The organism is Rahnella sp. CJA17(1/100), from assembly GCF_963881615.1.
In the GTDB taxonomy this organism is placed as follows: domain Bacteria; phylum Pseudomonadota; class Gammaproteobacteria; order Enterobacterales; family Enterobacteriaceae; genus Rahnella; species Rahnella aceris.
On sequence record NZ_CAWOJA010000044.1, the window covers coordinates 14802 to 35324 of the forward strand.

Here is a 20523-nt window from a genome sequence, read left to right on the forward strand (position 1 = left end):
AAACATACTAATTAAACTACTTTGGTGATTCGCTTACGGGCGAGTAGGGGGAATGTTGAATATACTGAGTTATTTACAAAAGATTGGCCGGGCATTAATGGTGCCCGTTGCTACGTTGCCAGCCGCCGCAATCCTCATGGGCGTCGGTTACTGGATCGACCCTGTGGGTTGGGGGGGAGACAATGCGCTGGCGGCATTTTTCATTAAATCTGGCTCCGCCATCATTGAAAACATGTCCGTACTGTTTGCGATCGGTGTGGCGTATGGCATGTCCAAAGACAAAGACGGTGCAGCTGCACTGACGGGTTTTGTCGGTTTCCTGGTGCTGACCACGCTGTGTTCGCCTGCAGCCGTGTCCATGATTCAGAAGATCCCGTTAGACCAGGTGCCGGCGGCATTTGGTAAAATCAATAACCAGTTTGTCGGTATCTTAGTCGGTATCATTTCTGCCGAGTTGTACAACCGTTTCAGCCACGTCGAGTTGCCGAAAGCGCTGTCATTCTTCAGTGGTCGTCGTCTGGTTCCGATCCTGACTTCTTTCCTGATGATCATCGTCGCCTTCATCCTGATGTATGTATGGCCACTGATTTTCAACGGTCTGGTGACCTTCGGTGAGCATATCCAGCAACTGGGTTCTGCCGGTGCCGGTATCTATGCCTTCTTCAACCGTTTACTGATCCCGGTCGGTCTGCATCATGCACTGAACTCCGTGTTCTGGTTTGATGTTGCAGGTATTAACGATATCCCTAACTTCCTCGGTGGTCAGGAATCTATCCAGTCAGGTAAAGCGGTGGTAGGTATCACCGGTCGTTATCAGGCCGGTTTCTTCCCGATCATGATGTTTGGTCTTCCGGGCGCGGCACTGGCGATTTACCACTGCGCACGTCCTGAAAACAAAGCAAAAGTTGCTGGTATCATGCTGGCTGCTGCTTTCGCTTCCTTCTTTACCGGTATCACCGAACCGCTGGAGTTCTCCTTCATGTTCGTTGCGCCGGTGCTGTATGTGATTCACGCCGTACTGACCGGGATTTCGGTCTTCATCGCAGCAAGCATGCACTGGATTGCCGGTTTCGGCTTCAGCGCAGGTTTGGTGGATATGGTGCTGTCTTCCCGTAACCCGCTGGCGACTCACTGGTACATGCTGATCCCTCAGGGTCTGGTGTTCTTCGTGATTTACTATGTGGTGTTCCGTTTCACCATCCAGAAATTCAACCTGCTGACCCCGGGACGTGAACTGGCAGTGGCCGGTGACGAAGCGGACGGTTACGACGTTGATGTGGAATCTGCTGGCAACAAAGGTGACGAAACCGTTGCTCTGGCACGCCGTTATATCAGTGCCATCGGTGGTTCAGAAAACCTGACCGGCATTGATGCCTGTATCACCCGTCTGCGCCTGAACGTGAAAGACTCGGCACTGGTCAACGACGGACTGGCGAAACGTCTGGGCGCTTCAGGAGTTATCCGTCTGAATAAACAAAGCGTGCAGGTGATTGTCGGTACCCGTGCCGAAATCATTGCCGGTGCGATGCGTACCGCACTGAATGCAGGCCCGATTGCTGCGGCTACCGTGACTCCGGCTGCGCCAGTGTCTGAAATCAAACCTCAGGCAGTGCCAAACAGCGTGAAAACGGTAGTGGAAACCTTAGTGTCTCCGGTTACCGGTGACATTGTGGCGCTGGATCAGGTGCCTGATGAAGCCTTTGCCAGCAAAGCGGTGGGTGATGGTGTTGCCATCCGTCCTACCGATAAAATCGTTGTGTCGCCGGCTGCGGGCACGGTGGTGAAAATCTTCAATACCAATCATGCGTTCTGCCTGGAAACGACTTCCGGTGCTGAAATCGTGGTGCATATGGGGATTGATACTGTTGCACTGAACGGCCAGGGCTTTACCCGCCTGGTTGAAGAAGGGGCAACAGTCACTGCCGGTCAGCCTGTACTGGAACTGGATCTGGATTATCTGAATGCCAATGCGCGCTCAATGATCAGCCCGGTAGTCGTCAGCAATATTGATGATTATACCGGTGTGACGTCACTGGCCAGCGGTTCAGTGGTTGCCGGTCAAACGAAACTGTTCGATATCCAGGGCAAATAACCCTGCGGATGACGTAACAGGTCGACGTAGTGACAGCGGGAAGAGAGCGATCTCTTCCCGTTTTTTATTGTCTGAGGACAGAGGCACCAGAGATAACCACGATTTAATGCAACTAACGGTTGTTTCCCGGCGTGGCTTGTTGGAACATAAGCGGTTATCCGTAGAGTCAATGTTGCGTAGAGGAATTGCACAATGAGTGAGGCTGAAGCCCGCCCAACAAATTTTATCCGTCAGATTATTGATGAAGATCTGGCGACCGGGAAACACAATACCGTTCACACCCGTTTCCCACCTGAGCCTAATGGTTATCTGCACATCGGTCATGCGAAATCTATCTGCCTGAATTTCGGCATCGCGCAAGACTATCAGGGCCAGTGTAATCTGCGTTTTGACGATACCAACCCGGCAAAAGAAGACATCGAATTCGTTGAGTCAATCAAACGCGACGTCCAGTGGTTAGGTTTCGACTGGAGCGGCGATATTCATTACTCCTCGGACTATTTTGATCAACTGCATGCTTATGCGCTTGAACTGATCAACAAAGGTCTGGCGTATGTTGATGAACTGTCTCCTGACCAGATCCGTGAATATCGCGGTTCCCTGACGTCGCCGGGTAAAAACAGCCCGTACCGCGATCGCACCGTGGAAGAGAACATTGCGTTATTTGAAAAAATGCGTAACGGTGAGTTCGCCGAAGGCGCTGCGTGTCTGCGTGCAAAAATCGATATGGCCTCGCCATTCTTTGTCATGCGTGATCCGGTTCTGTACCGTATTAAATTCGCAGAACATCACCAGACCGGTAAAAAATGGTGCATCTATCCGATGTACGATTTCACCCACTGCATTTCCGATGCGCTGGAAGGGATTACCCATTCGCTGTGTACGCTGGAATTCCAGGATAACCGTCGTCTGTACGACTGGGTTCTGGATAATATTTCTATTCCATGCCACCCGCGTCAGTACGAATTCTCCCGTCTGAATCTCGAATACTCCATCATGTCCAAGCGCAAGCTGAACCTGCTGGTGACCGAGAAGATTGTTGAAGGCTGGGATGACCCGCGCATGCCGACCGTTTCAGGTCTGCGTCGCCGGGGCTATACCGCGGCGTCTATCCGTGAATTCTGCCGTCGTATCGGCGTTACCAAGCAGGATAACAACGTCGAAATGATGGCGCTGGAATCTTGCATCCGTGACGATCTCAACGAGAACGCACCGCGCGCCATGGCGGTTATCAATCCGGTTAAAGTGATCATTGAAAACTTTACCGGTGATGATGTGCAGATGGTGAAGATGCCGAATCATCCGGGCAAACCGGAAATGGGCACCCGCGAAGTGCCGTTTACCCGTGAGATTTACATTGATCAGGCTGATTTCCGCGAAGAAGCCAACAAGCAGTACAAACGTCTGGTGTTGGGCAAAGAAGTGCGCCTGCGTAATGCGTATGTGATCAAAGCAGAACGTATCGAGAAAGACGAGGAAGGGAATATCACCACTATCTTCTGTTCTTACGATATCGACACGCTGAGCAAAGATCCTGCCGATGGCCGCAAGGTGAAAGGCGTGATCCACTGGGTGTCCGCGTCTGAAGGTAAACCTGCTGAGTTCCGCCTGTATGACCGTCTGTTCAGCGTCGCAAACCCGGGCCAGGCGGAAGACTTCCTGACCACCATCAACCCGGATTCCCTGGTGATTTCCCACGGTTTCGTGGAGCCATCACTGGTGGCTGCACAGGCTGAAATCAGCCTGCAGTTTGAGCGTGAAGGTTACTTCTGTGCCGACAACCGCTACTCAAGTGCTGAACATCTGGTGTTTAACCGTACCGTTGGCCTGCGTGATACCTGGGAAAGCAAACCCGTCGCGTAAGCCCTCAGTATGAGGTAACAAAAACGCAGTTCAGGCTGCGTTTTTTTTCGCCTGTTATTCTTGTCAGAGATGCCTTTTGTTTTTCGTCGCGAATTAATGTATTTCCTATGCTTACTTTTAAAACGTTGTGCCACAGCCGTTCATATTGCTGAAACGTTTAAATTGTAAGATGATTTTGTTTAATCATCTGTTTTAATTATGTATTATTGTAGCCCACTGCTTTAATCCTTTCCTGCATACCTCTGTAATACTTTTTCATCTTTATGTGCACTTTGTCATATTTCGATAATTAATGATTAATTACTCATTGATAATTCGTGTCGCGAAAAATACTCTTGATGTTGATTTAACCGGTTACGCCTCTGGCGACCGCTTTTTATACCCGTTTGGGTTTTGCTCGTTTTTTTAGTCAACATGAGGAATCTCTATGCACAAGCACCGTAACAGGGGCAGGGGATCGGCTTACCTGAAACCTGCCATGTATTCTCTCGCCGGCACCTTACTGGGTGGCGGAATGATGTTTTCACAAGAGACCAAAGCAGCCGGTTTTATTGATGATTCCACACTGACCGGCGGTGTGTACTACTGGCAGCGTGAACGTGACCGCAAGGACATGGATCCGGCGAGTGACCACTACAAAGACTATACAACCAACCTTTCGCATTCTACCGCTAACCTGAACCTCGATTTTTCTTCCGGCTATGCCTGGGACATGTTTGGTATTGATATCGCAGCCTTTACGGCGATTGAAATGGCCGAGAGCAGCGAGAGCGGCCATCCCAACGAAATCGCCTTTTCCAACAGCAACCGCGCCTACGACGAAGATTATTCCGGGGATAAAAGTGGGGTCAGTCTTTATAAGGCAGCCGGTAAATTCAAATACGGCGGATTCTGGGGGCACGCAGGGTATATTCAGCCTACCGGACAGACGCTGATCGCACCGCACTGGAGCTTTATGCCGGGTACGTATCGCGGTGCGGAAGCCGGTTATAAACACGATTTCGGTGACCCGGGTGAACTGAGTTTCTCCTATATGTGGGCTGATGAATATAAATCGCCGTGGCATCTGGAAATGGATGATTTCCGCCAGAATGACAAGAAAACCGGCGTTTCTTATATTCATTCGCTCGGTGCGAAATATGATTTTAAAAATGACTTCGTACTGGAAGGCGCATTTGGCCAGGCTGAAAGTTATGTCGATCAGTATTTTGCTAAAGCCTCGTACAAAATGGATCTGCTGGGTAATCCGCTGACCACCAGCTATCAGTTCTATGGCGCAGAAGACCGCATCAGTGACAAGAATGATCCGAACAGTCTGTATGACGGTCTGGCATGGCTGCAGGCGCTGACTTTCGGCTATACCACCGGGCAGTTTAACTGGCGTCTGGAAGGGACGATGGTGAAAGCGGAAGGGAATCAGGGTTACTTCCTGCAACGTATGACCCCGACCTATTCCTCTTCAAACGGTCGTCTTGACGTGTGGTGGGATAACCGTTCTGACTTCAACGCCAACGGTGAGAAAGCCGTGTATGCCGGCGTGCTTTATGATCTGGCGAAATGGGATTTACCGGGCTTAGCGGTAGGTGGTTCGTACGTCTATGCGTGGGATGCCAAACCGAGCACCAACGCCGCTTACGACCAGAGCCAGCGCCTGAAAGAAAGCGCCTGGAGTCTGGATGCGCTGTACACCATTCAGGAAGGTCGCGCGAAAGGGACGTTGTTCAAACTGCATTACACCCAGTACGACAACCACTCTGATCTTCCTAGCTGGAGTGGCGGGTACGGCAACATATTCCAGGATGAAAAAGACGTGAAATTCATTGTCATCGCTCCATTCACTATTTTCTGAGGTCGTTATGTCGATGAATAAATTACTGATGATTGTGATGTCGTCCGTGCTTCTGGCTGGTTGTGCACCTACCGCCGATCAGGCACAAATATCCCAAACGCGGGAAGATTACCGTGCCTGTATCAATACGTCAGAAGGCAATCCGGACAAACTGGCATCCTGCGAGGTGTTACTGAATAAACTGAAACAGGAAAAAGCCCACCAGCAATTTGCAGAACAGGAGACGGTGCGCGTGGTGGATTACCAGCGATGTCTGACGGCGCGTAAAACTGGCGACGGTCAGGCATATGCTGCTGATTGCGGGAAAATATGGCAGGAAATAAAAACGAACAATTCACCTAAGCCGTGAATCTCAGCAGCGAAACATGCCCCGGCTTGCCGGGGTTTTTTATGCCTGCTATCCGGGCTCAATCTGCATCGATATCAGACATAAAAAAACCGCTTTTCAGCGGTTAATTTAGTCAAAGCCTGTGCAGATTACTGCGCAGGTTTATCGTTGTGCAAAGAGTCATCTTCGCGGCAATCGCCTGCTTCACAGTGACCGTACAAATACAGGCTGTGGTTGGTGAGCTTGATACCGTGTTTCTTAGCAATCTCACGCTGACGACCTTCAATATATTCGTCACGGAATTCGATCACACGACCGCAATCCAGACAGATCAGGTGGTCGTGGTGATGTTGCTGGGTCAGTTCGAATACGGACTTGCCGCCTTCGAAGTTATGACGGGTGACAATACCGGCGTCGTCAAACTGGTTCAGAACGCGGTAAACCGTCGCCAGGCCAATTTCTTCACCCATATCAATCAGTTGCTTGTAAAGATCTTCCGCACTAACGTGATGACCTTCCGGCGCTTGCAGCACTTCCAGGATTTTGAGGCGCGGAAGCGTGACTTTTAAGCCGGCTTTCTTCAGTGCGGTGTTGTTGTCAGTCATGCGGATTCAGTCCTGTTACTATGTGCTAATCAAGTTGAGGCATGCAGCCTGTGGCATCGGCGGCACAAAATTATTCGTTTAGTCTCTTCGTTTAACGCAATGTGCCAATTCTCGTCAACGACAGCCTGTTAATAAAGATCACAAATTGCCGGTCACATTTGGAATGCAACGACTTGATCAATAGAAAAAACAGAGGAACTCAGTGTACCTTGATACGACCGAAAGTTACAATTTTGTAGCAGTTAAATTGTTAATTTCAGTAATAGTTTGGCCCTTCAATTGTAGAATAAATCCTCAGGGCCAACAGGGTTTTTAGCCAATAATTTCAGAAAGGCTAAGTTCTTCTGTGATCTGTTTCACCCAGGCATCAACACGTTCGCTGGTCAGTTCGGGCTGACGATCTTCGTCAATTGCCAGTCCTATGAAGTGCTTATCATCCGCCAGGCCTTTAGATGCTTCAAAGTGGTAACCTTCGGTAGGCCAATGTCCGACAATCACTGCGCCGCGTGGCTCAATGATATCGCGCACGGTGCCCAGCGCATCGCAGAAATATTCGGCGTAGTCTTCCTGGTCACCGCAACCAAACAGTGCCACCAGCTTACCTTCGAAATCTATCTCTTCCAGCGTTGGGAAAAAGTCGTCCCAGTCACACTGCGCTTCACCGTAATACCAGGTTGGAATGCCGATAAGCAAAATATCGAATTTTTCCAGATCCTCTTTGCTGCTCTTCGCAATGTCATGCACCTCTGCAACATCTTTACCCAATTGCTTCTGGATCATTTTTGCGATGTTTTCGGTGTTACCTGTATCGGATCCAAAGAAGATACCTACAACGGCCATAAGATTACCTAACCTCTTGTTCTCAATGAAGTGCTCTGCAACGCAGGCAATAATAATGCAGATGATAGCAAACTCGTGCGGCGGAGAATATGCTTCTGCTCGCCTTCTTAACTGGGAAATAAGTTTATCGGGCAATATTTTTAAGTGTTATCGCCTTTGTGTGCTTTCACCCGCGGCGAATTAACCTCAGGCTTAATAAGGTCAAAAGCAAGTTTGAGAAATAAGTCGTCACAATACTAAATTTCGAGAACATTCCGCCGATAGATGATTCGGGAGCAATCTCAACATAATAAAGAAATCGATGCCCGGAGAGGTGTTCAAACATGTCCTGGGGCACTTGCCTGCTGGTTACCTGTCTTGATTCTCCGCATCCCCGTCAATCCTCAGGCCAGAAACAGACATGTTTCGAGAGAGGCATATCGTGCAGTTTTTAAAAAATATCACCATCAGGGCCGCTTTATTAACCATTCTTGGCATCTTTTGCGTCATGTGGGCAGGTGTTTCCCTTTACACCGTCACCTCACTGGACACACTGACCCAAAATACCAAAAATAGTACCGAGCTGGTCAACAATATGGCGCTGATCAATAAAGGAAATGATCAGTATTTTCGTACCGTGACGCGCCTGAGCCGCGCCGTGGCACAGCTTCAGGCCGATCCGTCAAAAGGTCCGGAAATTTTTGATACCGCCAAACAATCACTCAGTGGGCTGACGCAGGCTCTGGCCAGTTTTAAAGCGGCACCGCATCCGGGGCTGGAAGATTCCTCCGTGCAGGAATTAATCACCAGTTGGGAAAATCTGATCACGCAGGGCGTCACGCCATTGTTCGACGCAGCCCGCAGCAAAAATACGGAGTCCTATAACCAGCTAGCCAATTCCACCGTACCTGCACTGAGCCGCAGCTTTGGCTCATCGATGGAGAAAGTCAGCGGTCAGATCGCTGTCGATTTTGATGCGGCACAACGGCAATCCACCCATCTGACGTCATTTAGCAAAGTGATTCTGCTGACGGCATTTGGTATCGGGCTGGTGATTTTATTGCTGACTGACCGTTATCTGGTGATGGCGCTGGTGAAGCCGCTGGATAAAATCCGCGGTCACTTCGCGGTGATCGCCAGCGGCGATCTGACGTTTTATCTGGAAGAATTCGGTAAAAACTGCGCCGGTAAGCTGATTCCGTTGCTGAACGAGATGCAGTTGAGCCTGGTCAATACCGTTCAGACCATCCGCAACTGCACCAATCACATCTATCAGGGCGCGTCAGAAATTTCAGCCGGGAACAACGATTTGTCTTCCCGTACGGAAGAACAGGCGTCGGCGCTGGAAGAAACCGCTGCCAGCATGGAAGAACTGACGGCTACCGTTAAACACAATGCCGATAACGCGCATCACGCCAGCCAGCTGGTGATGGAGGCTTCCACCACCGCGCAGAAGGGCGGCAACATCGTGGCAGACGTGGTCAGCACCATGAAAGATATCTCCGGCAGCTCGAAGAAAATTGCTGAAATCACTTCTGTGATTAACAGCATCGCTTTCCAGACCAACATTCTGGCGCTGAATGCTGCCGTCGAAGCGGCACGTGCGGGCGAGCAGGGGCGCGGTTTTGCAGTGGTTGCCAGCGAAGTGCGCAATCTTGCACAACGCAGTGCGCAGGCGGCGAAAGAAATCGAGCAGCTTATCAGCGAATCGGTTTCCCGCGTCGACAGCGGTTCGAAATTGGTTGAAAACGCCGGTCAGACGATGAATGAAGTGGTGCGCTCAATTACGCATGTCACTGACATCATGGCGGAAATCGCCTCTGCATCCGATGAGCAAAGCAAAGGAATCAGTCAGGTGGCGGTTGCCGTCACAGAAATGGACAGCGTCACACAGCAGAACGCCGCGCTGGTAGAACAGGCGTCGCAGGCTGCGGTATCACTGGAAGAGCAGGCTTCATTGCTGAACAATGCCGTTGCTACGTTCAAACTTAAAGATAGCGTGACGAGCGTCGGTTCACGTCCGGCGAAGTCAATTTCCGCACCGTTATTGCGTCCGGATACCAGCATGCTTTCGGCGAAAAGTGCTGAAAACTGGGAAACGTTCTGAGCAGGAAGACGTGAATTAATATGGAATAAGTAAGAAAAAACAAACGGGTAGCCTGAGAGGGTTACCCGCTTTTCAATCAGCCTTCATGACCGTTAAGATGCGACAGCAGCATCTCTTCAATCAATTCGCTACGACTGATATTGCGTTCTTCTGCCAGCTTATTGAGCATATCAACAGCATCGGCATTCATTTTCAGCTCCACACGACGCAGGCCGCTCGCTTTATCGCGGCGTAACTGGTTGCGCTTATTGATCCTGAGCTGTTCATCACGGGATAGCGGATTTGTTTTTGGACGCCCCGGACGACGGTCATCTGCGAACAGATCAATCGTCGTGCGATCCAGTTGTTCTTTTGCCATAGGTAGCGGTACAACCAGGGAAGTTTTTACATCGGAAAACCGCAAGCCGGTTCCTGACGAGCGTTTCACACATTTCGGGCTAAGAAACCCTGACCCAATTCACCTCCCGCGACTCACTGTGAGTAAACGGGGCGGCAAAATTATAGCGCGCAATCATACACTGGCGCACCAGGGGTTCACAACGCCTGATTACCCTGATTTCATGATAACTTCTTAAGCTGTGCAGACTTTTTGCACAATTTATCCCCAGGATGTTAAACCTCAGGCCGCATCGATGAAACGGTGCACCGCGCGCAGTACTGCATCGGGTTTTTCCGCGTGCACCCAATGACCGGCTCCCGCCACCACATGCGCTTTGGCCTGCGGAAATTGTCGGGCAATCGCGTCGCGATATTCATCCTGCACATACGGCGATAGCCCGCCACGGATAAACAGCGCCGGACGATCCCACGGAGGCACGTCTTCCCAGCCGGTAATAGTTTCGTATTCACTGAGCAGCACCGGCACGTTAAAGCGCCATTCTCCCTGCTGGAATGATTTGAGCAGGAACTGGATCACGCCGTCTTCCTTTATATACGTACGCATGCATTCGGTAGCGGAGGTACGGTCGCGGAGTCCTGCCTCGGTCACGGCATTAATCGCCGCAAAAATCTCATCATGGCGACGCACGTGATAATCCACCGGCGCGACATCAATGGCGATCAACTTTTCGATACGGTCGGGGATCAGTGCCGTCAACGCCATCGCCGCTTTCCCACCCATTGAATGGCCGATCACAATGACTTTTTGGAAACCAACAGCATCCAGCGTTTCCACTAAATCCTGCGCCATGGCGGCGTAAGACATTTCATCAGAACGTCCTGACTGGCCGTGATTACGCAAATCCACCTGTAACACGTTATGCTGTTGTCTCAGGTCCCGGGCCAGAATGCCCAGATTATCAAGGGTGCCGAACAATCCGTGGATGAGCAAAACCGGCAGTGCAGTGCTGCCAGCGACTTCAGATTCTTGCAGGCGATAATGTAATTTCATAGAGAAGTTCATACAGATAAACAATCTCATTAGGTTATCATGACTTGCGGATAATTTTTTAAAACAGAAAGTTTCTGCCAGATGCCTGAGCGGGATTTGACTACCAGGAGCAGAACGGGCCGGAGCCTGCATGCAGCAAAATCGGGAAGTTGTCTGGATTTTACTTCGCGGCGCAATTCCTCTGTTTGTTACTGCGTAGAAATTTGTATAATCCTTTCGAATGAATTAAGTAGAAAAACAGTACTGGATAAAGATGAAAACTATTGAGGTTGACGAAGAACTCTACCGCTACATTGCCAGCCACACGCAAGCAATCGGTGAAAGTGCGTCTGATATTTTACGCCGTATGTTGAAGTTTACTGCCGGTCAGACCGCTCCTGCCGTACCAGTGACCACTTCTGTTATCGCCGGAACTGTCGCGCAGGAAAAACCTGCCGCCGCCGCCGCACCGACGTCGCGTGATAAAGTCCGCGCCGTTCGTGAACTGTTGCTGTCCGACGAATACGCAGAACAGACTAAAGCGGTTAACCGTTTTATGCTGATCCTCTCGACCTTGTATACCCTGAACCCTAAAGAATTTGCGACGGCGACCGACTCTCTGACCGGGCGCACGCGGACTTACTTTGCCGGTGACCAGCAAACCTTGCTGCAAAACGGCATTCATACCAAGCCTAAACACGTTCCCGGAACGCCGTATTGGGTTATTACGAATACCAACACAGGTCGCAAACGCAGCATGATTGAACACATCATGCAGCTCATGCAGTTCCCGACGGAACTGACTGACAAAGTTTGCGGCACCCTTTAATTTCAGCGTAAGGGAGAAGCGCCAGTGGCTAATCACCCCCGTGCAGGGCAACCTGCTCAGCAAAGCGATTTGATCAATGTGGCGCAGTTAACGTCACAGTACTACGTTCTGCAACCGGATCCGGCAAACACGGCGCATGCTGTGAAATTCGGCACGTCCGGCCATCGCGGTAGCGCGTTGCGTCACAGCTTTAATGAAGCGCATATTCTGGCGATTGCTCAGGCGATTGCCGAAGTGCGTAAAGAGCAGGGCACCACCGGGCCATGCTACGTGGGTAAAGACACGCACGCGTTGTCTGAACCGGCGTTTATTTCCGTGCTGGAAGTGCTGACCGCCAATGGCGTTGATGTCATTGTTCAGGAAAACAACGGGTTTACGCCGACACCGGCTGTGTCTCACGCCATTCTGACGCATAACCGCAACGGCGGCGCGCTGGCGGATGGCATCGTCATCACGCCTTCGCACAACCCACCGGAAGATGGCGGCATCAAATATAACCCGACCAACGGCGGTCCGGCGGATACCAATCTGACCTCCGTGATTGAGAAACGTGCTAACGCATTGCTGGCCGCGAAACTGACAGGTGTGAAACGTCAGTCTCTGGATCTGGCGTGGAAAAGTGGTCATCTGAAAGCGAAAGATTTGGTTCAGCCGTTTATCGAAGGGTTGACCGACATCGTTGATATGGCCGCGATTCAGAAAGCGGGTCTGAAACTGGGTGTGGATCCCCTCGGTGGTTCCGGTATCGAATACTGGAAACGCATCGCGGAGCATTACAAACTGGATCTGACGCTGGTGAACGATGAAGTCGATCAGACTTTCCGTTTCATGCATCTCGACCACGACGGCGTGATCCGTATGGACTGCTCGTCCGAATCCGCAATGGCGGGTCTGCTGGCGCTGCGTGATAAATTCGATCTGGCCTTTGCTAATGATCCTGACTATGACCGTCACGGTATCGTGACGCCTGCGGGTCTGATGAACCCGAACCATTATCTGGCGGTGGCGATTCAGTATCTGTTCCAGCACCGTCCGCAGTGGGGCAAAGACGTTGCCGTCGGTAAAACGCTGGTCTCAAGTGCGATGATCGACCGCGTGGTGGAAGATTTGGGCCGTAAACTGGTGGAAGTGCCGGTTGGTTTCAAATGGTTCGTTGATGGTTTGTTTGACGGCAGCTTCGGTTTTGGTGGCGAAGAAAGTGCAGGGGCTTCTTTCCTGCGTTTCGACGGCACGCCGTGGTCTACCGACAAAGACGGCATCATCATGTGCCTGCTGGCGGCGGAAATTACTGCCGTTACCGGTAAGAATCCGCAGGAACATTACAATGAGCTGGCTGCCCGCTTTGGCGCACCAAGCTACAACCGTATTCAGGCACCTGCGACTCATGCGCAGAAAGCCGCGTTGTCTAAACTTTCTCCTGAACAGGTGAAAGCCGACACGCTGGCCGGTGACCCGATCACTGCCCGTCTGACCAATGCACCGGGCAACGGTGCGTCCATCGGCGGCCTGAAAGTGATGACCAAAAACGGCTGGTTCGCGGCTCGTCCGTCCGGTACAGAAGAAGCTTACAAGATTTATTGTGAAAGCTTCCTCGGTGCTGAACACCGTGAGCAAATCGAGAAAGAAGCGGTAGAAATCGTCAGCAAAGTGCTTGCCGACGCTAAATAAGCCGTTCTCTGCTTCTCATCAAAGGCGCTGATTATTCAGCGCTTTTTTTTTGTCCATTTTTTGGCGGAAGTTCAGACATCAAAAAGAGTTATCTAAATGCGTTTTTCGGCTTGCCAGTTTCTGAAAACCGATCTAGTTTAGATATATCGAAATGATTCGATATATCTAAATGGGACATAAATTATGTTTAGCAAAATGTTTGAAGGCCGCCATCGCGGTCACGGTAGCCGGGAAGAAGGGCATCGCGGCCATTGCCGTCATGAATCAGAACGCAGTGATCACAGCGAGCGTCACATGTTACGCCGTGATGGTCGTCATCGTGGGGAAGACCGGGGTGAGGAAGGGCATGAACATCGCGGGCGTGGCGAAGGTCGTCGGGGTGGTCGTGGCGAACGCGGTGTACATCGTCTGTTCGAACACGGTGATTTACGCCGCGTCCTGCTGGCGCTGGTGGCGAAAAAACCGAGCCATGGTTATGAGTTGATCAAAGCGATTGAAGAGGCATCGTCAGGTCTTTACGTACCAAGCCCTGGCGTGATTTATCCGACGCTGACGCTGCTGGAAGAGCAGGATTTCCTCGAGCCTGTCGCCACCGGCAATGGCCGGAAAAGTTATCAGATCACCGAAGCCGGTAAAGTGGAACTGGCGCAACATCAGGCGGTGGTTGATGTGATTTTTGCCCGTCTGGCTGGCGCACAGCGTCCGCGTGAAAACAACCTGGCAGAGGGCATTCATGAGTCGATGCACCGCCTGAGGCATGCACTGCGCGGTAACATGATGCGTGCGGATTTAACGCCGGAACAGGTGGTGCGGGTGAGTGCGATTTTGCAGCAGGCTGCAGAAAGTCTGGAAGCCGAATTTGCCGAAACCAAACCGCAGACTGACGAACCTAAGGCATAAAGCGATAGCCCACGCCGGTTTCGGTCAGTAAATGACGTGGCCGGGTGGCGTCGGCTTCCAGTTTCTGGCGCAAATGCCCCATGTAGATGCGCAGATAATGGCTGTGTTCGACGTAATTCGGGCCCCATACGTGGCTCAGTAACTGACGCTGAGTAATGACTTTGCCGCTGTTCGCCAGCAGTTCGGCCAGCAGACGAAACTCAATCGGCGTCAGATGACAATCATCACCGTTACGCTGTACGCGCCGGTTGATCAAATCTACCGTCACATCAGAAAACGTCACCAGCGGGCTTTCCTGCGCGCTGCCCGTATGGCGGCGCAGGGCCACACGAACCCGCGCCAGCAGTTCACCCACGCCAAACGGCTTGGTGAGAAAATCATCGGCACCGGCATCCAGCGCGGCAATTTTGTCTTCCTCACGGGTGCGTGCCGACAGCACAATAATCGGGATGGCGCTCCAGTGGCGCAAATCACGAATATAGGTCAGGCCGTCACCGTCTGGTAAACCGAGGTCGAGAATAACCAGATCCGGTTTACGCGTGCCGGCCTCAATCAGCCCGCGTTGCAGCGTTTCACTTTCAAATACCCGCAGGCCTTCCGCCTCCAGTGCCGTACGCACAAAGCGGCGGATCTCTTTTTCGTCTTCAACAATTAAAATATTTATCGGGGATGCGCTCACGATACCTCGTCGATGTCTGATTCCATGTCACTTTCCATCTCCGGCGATGCCTCGAGCGGCAGCCTGAAACGAAAACGCGCACCGCCGTTCGGGCCATTTTCCGCCCAGATCCGTCCGTCGTGCACCTCAATAATGGCACGACAAATCGCTAATCCCAACCCCACACCCGGAATGGCGGATTCTTTATTACCGCGGGCGAATTTTTCGAAAATGGTGTGCTCGGCGCCAGCCGGAATACCAGGGCCGTTATCCCAGACTTCCATCTCCAGCCATTCATCCAGCGGCGTGGCTTTAATGCCAATTGTCGCACCGGTTCCGGCATATTTATGGGCATTTTCCAGCAAATTGATCAGCACCCGTTCAATCAGGCTGGCATCGCAGTTAACCAACACCATTTCCTTCGGCAAATCAATTTCGATGTTGTCGTGCGCCAGTACGGGTTCGAGCATCCGCAATGCGCTGCCGGTGATTTCTTCCACTGACTGCCACTCTTTGCGCAAATTAAATCCGCCGGACTGAATGCGCGCCATATCCAGCAGATTATTCACCAGCCGCGTGGTGCTCAGCACCTGCTGGCGGATCTGGCTGGCCTGCGGTGCGTGTTTCGAGCCTTCCGACGCCAGATCCAGCGTGAGGATTTCCGCCTGCCCGAAAAGCACCGTCAGTGGGGTACGTAAATCGTGGGAAAGCGCTGAAAGCAGCGAGTTGCGCAATTGTTCGCGTTCGGTTTCCAGCCGTGCCGTTTCCGCGCTGGCAGCCAGATGCAGACGTTCAAGCGCATTGGCAATCAGCACGGTAAAGGTTTGCAACAGACGCTGCTGTTCCGGCACTAACAGCTGACGGATATTCGGCGGTTCGACCGCCAGCAGGCCGCGTGATTCGCCGGATGCAATCAGCGGCAGAAGCTGGTACGGCACGCCAGGCAGGGTATCCGTGCCCGCACCGGCTGGCAATTTTTTGTCGAAACTCCAGCGGGCGATAGCGTCATCCACCACAATCGAGGTGATTTCACCCGCAGGCTGCGCCAGTTCACCGTTCTCCTGTGGCAGCAAAATGGCAGTTTTGGCATTCAGACTGGAAGAAATAAAGTGGCGGCTGGTCTGAGCGATGGCTTCCGGTGTCAGCGACTGACTCAATCCTTTGGACATTTCATACAGATGCTGCGCACGCTTTTCACGGTGACGGGCGATACGCGCCTGATAACGCACCCCTGCTGTCAGGTTCCCGATCAGTATGCCGACAGTCAGCATCACGCCGAAAGTCACCAGATATTGCGCGTCAGTCACCGCCAGCGAGCCACGGGGTTGCACGAAAAACAGATCAAAGCTGATGACGTTAATCACCGCCGCCAGCACCGACGGCCAGCGGCCATAAAACAGCGCGACAATCACCACGCCGAGCAGATACACCATGACCAGATTGGCCTGATCGAACGTCGGCACCAGCCATTGCGACATCACGGTGATCACCGCGCACAGCGCCACGGCCAGCGCACAGCCCCACAACTGGCGACTGAAGCGATCAGCAAACGTGCGCGAGTCCTGCTCTTTGCGCAGGGGCGTGACCGGTGCATCTTCCAGCCCGACGACGATTAAATCGAGGTCGGGCGCGATTTCCGCCAGCTTATCAGCAAAACTGGCGCTGAATTTCCAGCGCTTTTCACGACGTCTGCCGGTCATGATTTTGCCCAAACGATGTTCGCGGGCGTAACGCAAAATCGCCTGTTCCTCCTGCGGATCGGAGAGCGTGGCAGTTTCTGCCCCCAGTTCCTGCGCCAGTTTCAGGGAACGCAAAATGGCGCGACGCTGACCTTCAGGCAAACGGTGCAGACGCGGGGTTTCGACATACACCGCGTGCCAGACGCAACCGAGGCGCGCTGCCAGGCGCGAGGCGACGCGGACTAATTTCTCATTGCCGCCACCGTGACCGATACACAGCAACAGCGCATCGCGGGTATGCCAGACACGGCTGATGCCCTGATCATCGCGATATTCGCGCATCTGGTCGTCCACCCGGTCGGCGGTACGACGCAGGGACAGCTCGCGCAGGGCAATCAGATTGCCTTTGCGGAAGAAGTGTTCGATGGCGCGTTCGGCCTGACCGGGAATATAAACTTTGCCTTCTTTCAGGCGCTGACGCAGGGAGTCGGGGGGTAAATCCACCAGCACGACTTCGCTGGCGCCATCAAACAGACGGTCGGGAACCGTTTCACGAATAATGATGCCGGTGACGCCGCTGACCACATCGTTCAGGCTTTCCAGATGCTGAACGTTCACGGTGGTAAATACGTCGATACCGGCATCGAGTAACTCTTCGACATCCTGCCAGCGTTTCGGATGGCGCGAACCGGCAGCATTACTGTGCGCCAGTTCGTCCATCAGGATCAGGGCAGGGCGTCGTGCCAGCGCAGCGTCGAGGTCAAACTCCTGCACCTGACGTCCGCGGTGTTGAATGCGTTTCGGCGGTAACAGAGAAAGCCCCGGCAACAGCGCCTGTGTTTCCTGCCTGCCGTGGGTTTCCACCACGCCAACCAGCACGTCGAGGCCGGTGGCGCGCAGGCGCTGCGCCTCCTGCAACATGGCAAAAGTTTTACCGACGCCCGCGCAGGCACCGAAAAAGACTTTCAGTTGCCCGCGTGGCTTCTCGTTGGCGAGCGCCAGCAGGCTGTCGGGATCGGGGCGATCTTCTGTCATATCATCCTGTGAGGTTGGTTAATGGGTTTTCAGTTCATCCAGCGCCTGATTCAGGCCGAGCACATTAACGACGTCGGGGCCAAGGTAACCAATCAGCGGTGATGATGTATTATCATCAATCAATTTATTCACTTGCGCCAGTGGCAGCCCGCGTGCGGCAGCAATGCGCGGAGCCTGCCATTGTGCCGCTTCCACTGAAATCTGCGGATCCAGTCCGCTGCCGCTGCTGGTCACCAGATCCACCGGCACCGTCGCCGGGCTTTGCGGATTGGCTTTGCGCAGCGCTGCCACGCGGTCTTTCACTGCCTGATCCAGCGCCGGGTTACTGGCCGCCAGATTACTCCCTGCCGACGCCATCGGGTTATACGGCGAATCGGAGGTGACGGACGGACGGCCCCAGAAGTAATCATTGCGGGTAAAATTCTGCCCGATCAGTTCTGAGCCAATCACTTTATTGCCGCTGTCTTTAATCAGCGAACCCATCGCCTGCGGGCGAAATACCAGCTCTGAAACGCCGGTGGTCAGCAGTGGATAAACGACGCCGGTCGCCAGCGTCAGCAGAACTGTCATCACCAGAGCCGGACGCACATAGGACATTCTTGTAACGGACATAATGGTCTTCCTTAAAAATCAGCTCAGATGTAAAACGGTCAGGATCACGTCTATCAGCTTGATACCCACAAACGGCACCAGCAGCCCGCCCGCACCATAAATCCACAGGTTACGGCGCAACAGGGCGGCGGCACTCATGGCTTTATAGCTCACCCCTTTCAGCGCCAGCGGGATCAGGAACACAATCACCAGGGCGTTGAAAATGACCGCCGACATAATGGCCGAAGACGGCGACGTCAGGTGCATCACGTTCAGCGCATTGAGTTGCGGATAGGTTGCCGCGAACGCCGCCGGGATAATGGCGAAATACTTCGCCACGTCGTTGGCAATACTGAAGGTGGTCAGCGAGCCGCGTGTCATCAGCATTTGTTTACCGATATGCACCACTTCAATCAGCTTGGTCGGGTTGGAGTCGAGATCGACCATGTTCCCGGCTTCCTTCGCTGCCTGCGTCCCGGAGTTCATCGCCACCGCGACATCGGCCTGTGCCAGCGCCGGCGCATCGTTGGTACCGTCGCCGGTCATCGCCACCAGACGACCTTCTGACTGATACTGACGAATCAATGCCAGTTTGGCTTCCGGTGTGGCTTCAGCCAGAAAATCATCCACGCCCGCTTCGGCGGCGATGGCGGCGGCGGTCAGGCGGTTATCCCCGGTGATCATCACCGTTTTAATGCCCATTTTGCGCAGCTCGGCAAAGCGTTCCTTGATACCGCCTTTGACGATATCTTTCAGCTCAACCACGCCCAGTACTTTAGCGCCTTCTGCTACCACCAGAGGCGTGCCGCCTTTACGCGCCACGGTTTCCACCAGCCCCTCGACGGCTTTCGGGAAGGTACCGCCGTTGGATTCCACATGGCGACGGATAGCGTCAACCGCCCCTTTACGGATGCTGCGGTCACCGACGTTGACGCCGCTCATGCGGGTCTGCGCGGAGAAGGGCACGAAGGTTGCATTCAGCGAATGAATATCGCGTTCACGCAGGTTAAAGCGCTGCTTCGCCAGCACCACAATACTGCGGCCTTCCGGCGTTTCATCAGCCAGAGAGGATAACTGCGCGGCATCGGCCAGTTCCTGTTCCGTCACCTGCGGCGCGGGCAGGAACTGCGATGCCTGGCGGTTACCGAGCGTGATGGTGCCGGTTTTATCCAGCAGCAGCACATCCACGTCACCGGCGGCTTCCACCGCACGGCCGCTGGTGGCGATGACGTTGGCTTCCAGCATGCGGCTCATACCCGCCACGCCAATCGCCGACAGCAAACCGCCGATGGTGGTCGGGATCAGACACACCAGCAGGGCGACAAGCACGGTGACCGTGACCGGAATACCGGCATGGCTGGCGTCAACGCTGAACAGCGAGAACGGATACAGCGTGGCGGTAGCCAGCACGAACACCAGCGTCAGCGCCACCAGCAAAATCGTCAGCGCCACTTCGTTTGGCGTCTTGCGGCGTTTTGCACCTTCGACCATCGCAATCATACGGTCGAGGAAGGTATCGCCAGGGTTCGCCGAACATTCGACCACCAGCCAGTCTGACAAGACGCGCGTCCCGCCGGTGACCGAGGAGAAGTCGCCGCCGGATTCGCGGATCACCGGTGCAGATTCACCGGTAATGGCGCTTTCATCCACCGACGCACCGCCGATCAGCACTTCACCGTCGCATGGCACGGTATCGCCTGCTTCGATCAGCACGTAATCGCCTTTGCGCAGGGTATCGGCGGCGACTTTAATCACCGGCGATTCAGGGCGTGGTTCGTAGATTTTTTTCGCCCAACTGGTTTTCTGCACGCCTTTCAGGCTCTGCGCCTGCGCCTTGCTGCGGCCTTCCGCCAGTGCTTCGGCGAAGTTGGCGAACAGCACGGTAAACCACAGCCACAGCGACACGCTGCCGGTAAAAGCCGCGCTGCCGTCGGTCCGGTGCAGCAGAATTGCCAGCCAGATCAGTGTGGTCAGAATGCTGCCCAGATACACCACGAACATCACCGGATTGCGCCACTGAACACGGGGATCCAGTTTTTTCACCGAATCCAGCAGGGCAGTGCGGATCAGACGGGGTTCAAATAACGCACGTTGTTTACGACTCATCTTTTTAGTCTCTATATTCATCAGT

16 protein-coding genes are annotated in these 20523 nt (G+C 53.2%); 8 read left to right on the top strand and 8 right to left on the bottom strand.

Annotated features, from left to right (window positions below; all coding sequences use genetic code 11):
- Nucleotides 1-55 precede the first annotated feature (55 nt).
- The 4 genes from nagE (at nt 56) to chiQ (ending at nt 6153) form a co-directional block, all read left to right on the top strand.
- Nucleotides 56-2092: an N-acetylglucosamine-specific PTS transporter subunit IIBC gene (nagE, locus tag AACU55_RS16895; protein WP_126125306.1), complete on the top strand. Its 2037-nt coding sequence runs from the start codon at nt 56-58 to the stop codon at nt 2090-2092.
- Nucleotides 2093-2284: 192 nt separating this feature from the next.
- Nucleotides 2285-3955 (top strand): glutamine--tRNA ligase, encoded by a 1671-nt coding sequence (gene glnS / locus AACU55_RS16900; RefSeq protein WP_015690263.1) that lies wholly within the window; start codon nt 2285-2287, stop codon nt 3953-3955.
- 478 nt (nt 3956-4433) lie between these two features.
- Complete coding sequence (chiP, locus tag AACU55_RS16905) at nt 4434-5804, top strand: chitoporin ChiP (protein ID WP_231576106.1); 1371 nt, start codon at nt 4434-4436, stop codon at nt 5802-5804.
- 13 nt (nt 5805-5817) lie between these two features.
- Nucleotides 5818-6153: a ChiQ/YbfN family lipoprotein gene (chiQ, locus tag AACU55_RS16910; RefSeq protein WP_037037495.1), complete on the top strand. Its 336-nt coding sequence runs from the start codon at nt 5818-5820 to the stop codon at nt 6151-6153.
- 128 nt (nt 6154-6281) lie between these two features.
- Here the strand turns inward: chiQ and fur are convergent, their stop codons facing one another.
- Together fur and fldA are read right to left on the bottom strand one after the other, a co-directional pair.
- Nucleotides 6282-6737 carry a ferric iron uptake transcriptional regulator gene (gene fur, locus AACU55_RS16915; RefSeq protein ID WP_013576469.1) on the bottom strand — a complete coding sequence of 152 codons (456 nt, stop codon included), beginning with the start codon at nt 6735-6737 and terminating at the stop codon, nt 6282-6284.
- A 312-nt stretch (nt 6738-7049) separates the two neighbouring features.
- A complete protein-coding gene (gene fldA / locus AACU55_RS16920) occupies nt 7050-7577 on the bottom strand; it encodes a flavodoxin FldA (protein ID WP_013576468.1) in 528 nt (175 codons plus the stop codon).
- A 421-nt stretch (nt 7578-7998) separates the two neighbouring features.
- Here fldA and AACU55_RS16925 point away from each other — a divergent pair, with 421 nt between their 5' ends.
- Nucleotides 7999-9663 carry a methyl-accepting chemotaxis protein gene (locus AACU55_RS16925; RefSeq protein WP_037037061.1) on the top strand — a complete coding sequence of 555 codons (1665 nt, stop codon included), beginning with the start codon at nt 7999-8001 and terminating at the stop codon, nt 9661-9663.
- Nucleotides 9664-9739: 76 nt separating this feature from the next.
- Here AACU55_RS16925 and ybfE read toward each other — a convergent pair whose 3' ends face one another.
- Both ybfE and ybfF read right to left on the bottom strand, forming a co-directional pair.
- Nucleotides 9740-10021, bottom strand: coding sequence for a LexA regulated protein (gene ybfE / locus AACU55_RS16930; protein ID WP_015690259.1), 282 nt, complete (start codon nt 10019-10021; stop codon nt 9740-9742).
- A 261-nt stretch (nt 10022-10282) separates the two neighbouring features.
- Nucleotides 10283-11065, bottom strand: coding sequence for an esterase (gene ybfF, locus AACU55_RS16935; RefSeq protein WP_134705924.1), 783 nt, complete (start codon nt 11063-11065; stop codon nt 10283-10285).
- Between the two features lie 241 nt (nt 11066-11306).
- On the opposite strand from ybfF, the gene seqA reads away from it, so the two are divergent.
- The 3 genes from seqA to AACU55_RS16950 all read left to right on the top strand — a co-directional run bounded on the left by seqA (nt 11307) and on the right by AACU55_RS16950 (nt 14429).
- Nucleotides 11307-11861 (top strand): replication initiation negative regulator SeqA, encoded by a 555-nt coding sequence (gene seqA / locus AACU55_RS16940; protein WP_037037064.1) that lies wholly within the window; start codon nt 11307-11309, stop codon nt 11859-11861.
- Between the two features lie 24 nt (nt 11862-11885).
- Entirely contained in the window at nt 11886-13529 is a 1644-nt protein-coding gene (pgm, locus tag AACU55_RS16945; RefSeq protein WP_134705802.1) for a phosphoglucomutase (alpha-D-glucose-1,6-bisphosphate-dependent), read from the top strand.
- Nucleotides 13530-13712: 183 nt separating this feature from the next.
- On the top strand, nt 13713-14429 hold the full coding sequence (locus AACU55_RS16950; protein WP_134705803.1) for a PadR family transcriptional regulator: 717 nt from the start codon (nt 13713-13715) through the stop codon (nt 14427-14429).
- Here the strand turns inward: AACU55_RS16950 and kdpE are convergent.
- From kdpE to kdpB, 4 genes are read right to left on the bottom strand one after another with little or no spacing between them, the layout of a single operon-like run.
- Nucleotides 14419-15108 (bottom strand): two-component system response regulator KdpE, encoded by a 690-nt coding sequence (kdpE, locus tag AACU55_RS16955; RefSeq protein WP_013576461.1) that lies wholly within the window; start codon nt 15106-15108, stop codon nt 14419-14421. The genes AACU55_RS16950 and kdpE overlap by 11 nt on opposite strands.
- The gene (gene kdpD / locus AACU55_RS16960) at nt 15105-17801 is read right to left on the bottom strand and encodes a two-component system sensor histidine kinase KdpD (RefSeq protein ID WP_013576460.1); all 2697 of its coding nucleotides are present in this window, start codon (nt 17799-17801) and stop codon (nt 15105-15107) included. Before kdpD ends, kdpE begins: the two co-directional genes overlap by 4 nt.
- 18 nt (nt 17802-17819) lie before the next feature.
- A complete protein-coding gene (gene kdpC / locus AACU55_RS16965) occupies nt 17820-18398 on the bottom strand; it encodes a potassium-transporting ATPase subunit KdpC (protein ID WP_173362110.1) in 579 nt (192 codons plus the stop codon).
- A gap of 33 nt (nt 18399-18431) precedes the next feature.
- On the bottom strand, nt 18432-20498 hold the full coding sequence (gene kdpB, locus AACU55_RS16970; RefSeq protein ID WP_013576458.1) for a potassium-transporting ATPase subunit KdpB: 2067 nt from the start codon (nt 20496-20498) through the stop codon (nt 18432-18434).
- Nucleotides 20499-20523: the final 25 nt, after the last annotated feature.

Excerpts from the sequence above, each read along its gene's own strand:
- glnS (WP_015690263.1), top strand. The coding sequence starts at position 2,285 with ATGAGTGAGGCTGAAGCCCGCCCAACAAATTTTATCCGTCAGATTATT.
- chiP (WP_231576106.1), top strand. The coding sequence starts at position 4,434 with ATGTATTCTCTCGCCGGCACCTTACTGGGTGGCGGAATGATGTTTTCA.
- chiQ (WP_037037495.1), top strand. The coding sequence starts at position 5,818 with ATGAATAAATTACTGATGATTGTGATGTCGTCCGTGCTTCTGGCTGGT.
- fur (WP_013576469.1), bottom strand. The coding sequence starts at position 6,737 with ATGACTGACAACAACACCGCACTGAAGAAAGCCGGCTTAAAAGTCACG.
- fldA (WP_013576468.1), bottom strand. The coding sequence starts at position 7,577 with ATGGCCGTTGTAGGTATCTTCTTTGGATCCGATACAGGTAACACCGAA.
- ybfE (WP_015690259.1), bottom strand. The coding sequence starts at position 10,021 with ATGGCAAAAGAACAACTGGATCGCACGACGATTGATCTGTTCGCAGAT.
- ybfF (WP_134705924.1), bottom strand. The coding sequence starts at position 11,065 with ATGAACTTCTCTATGAAATTACATTATCGCCTGCAAGAATCTGAAGTC.
- seqA (WP_037037064.1), top strand. The coding sequence starts at position 11,307 with ATGAAAACTATTGAGGTTGACGAAGAACTCTACCGCTACATTGCCAGC.
- AACU55_RS16950 (WP_134705803.1), top strand. The coding sequence starts at position 13,713 with ATGTTTAGCAAAATGTTTGAAGGCCGCCATCGCGGTCACGGTAGCCGG.
- kdpD (WP_013576460.1), bottom strand. The coding sequence starts at position 17,801 with ATGACAGAAGATCGCCCCGATCCCGACAGCCTGCTGGCGCTCGCCAAC.
- kdpC (WP_173362110.1), bottom strand. The coding sequence starts at position 18,398 with ATGTCCTATGTGCGTCCGGCTCTGGTGATGACAGTTCTGCTGACGCTG.
- kdpB (WP_013576458.1), bottom strand. The coding sequence starts at position 20,498 with ATGAGTCGTAAACAACGTGCGTTATTTGAACCCCGTCTGATCCGCACT.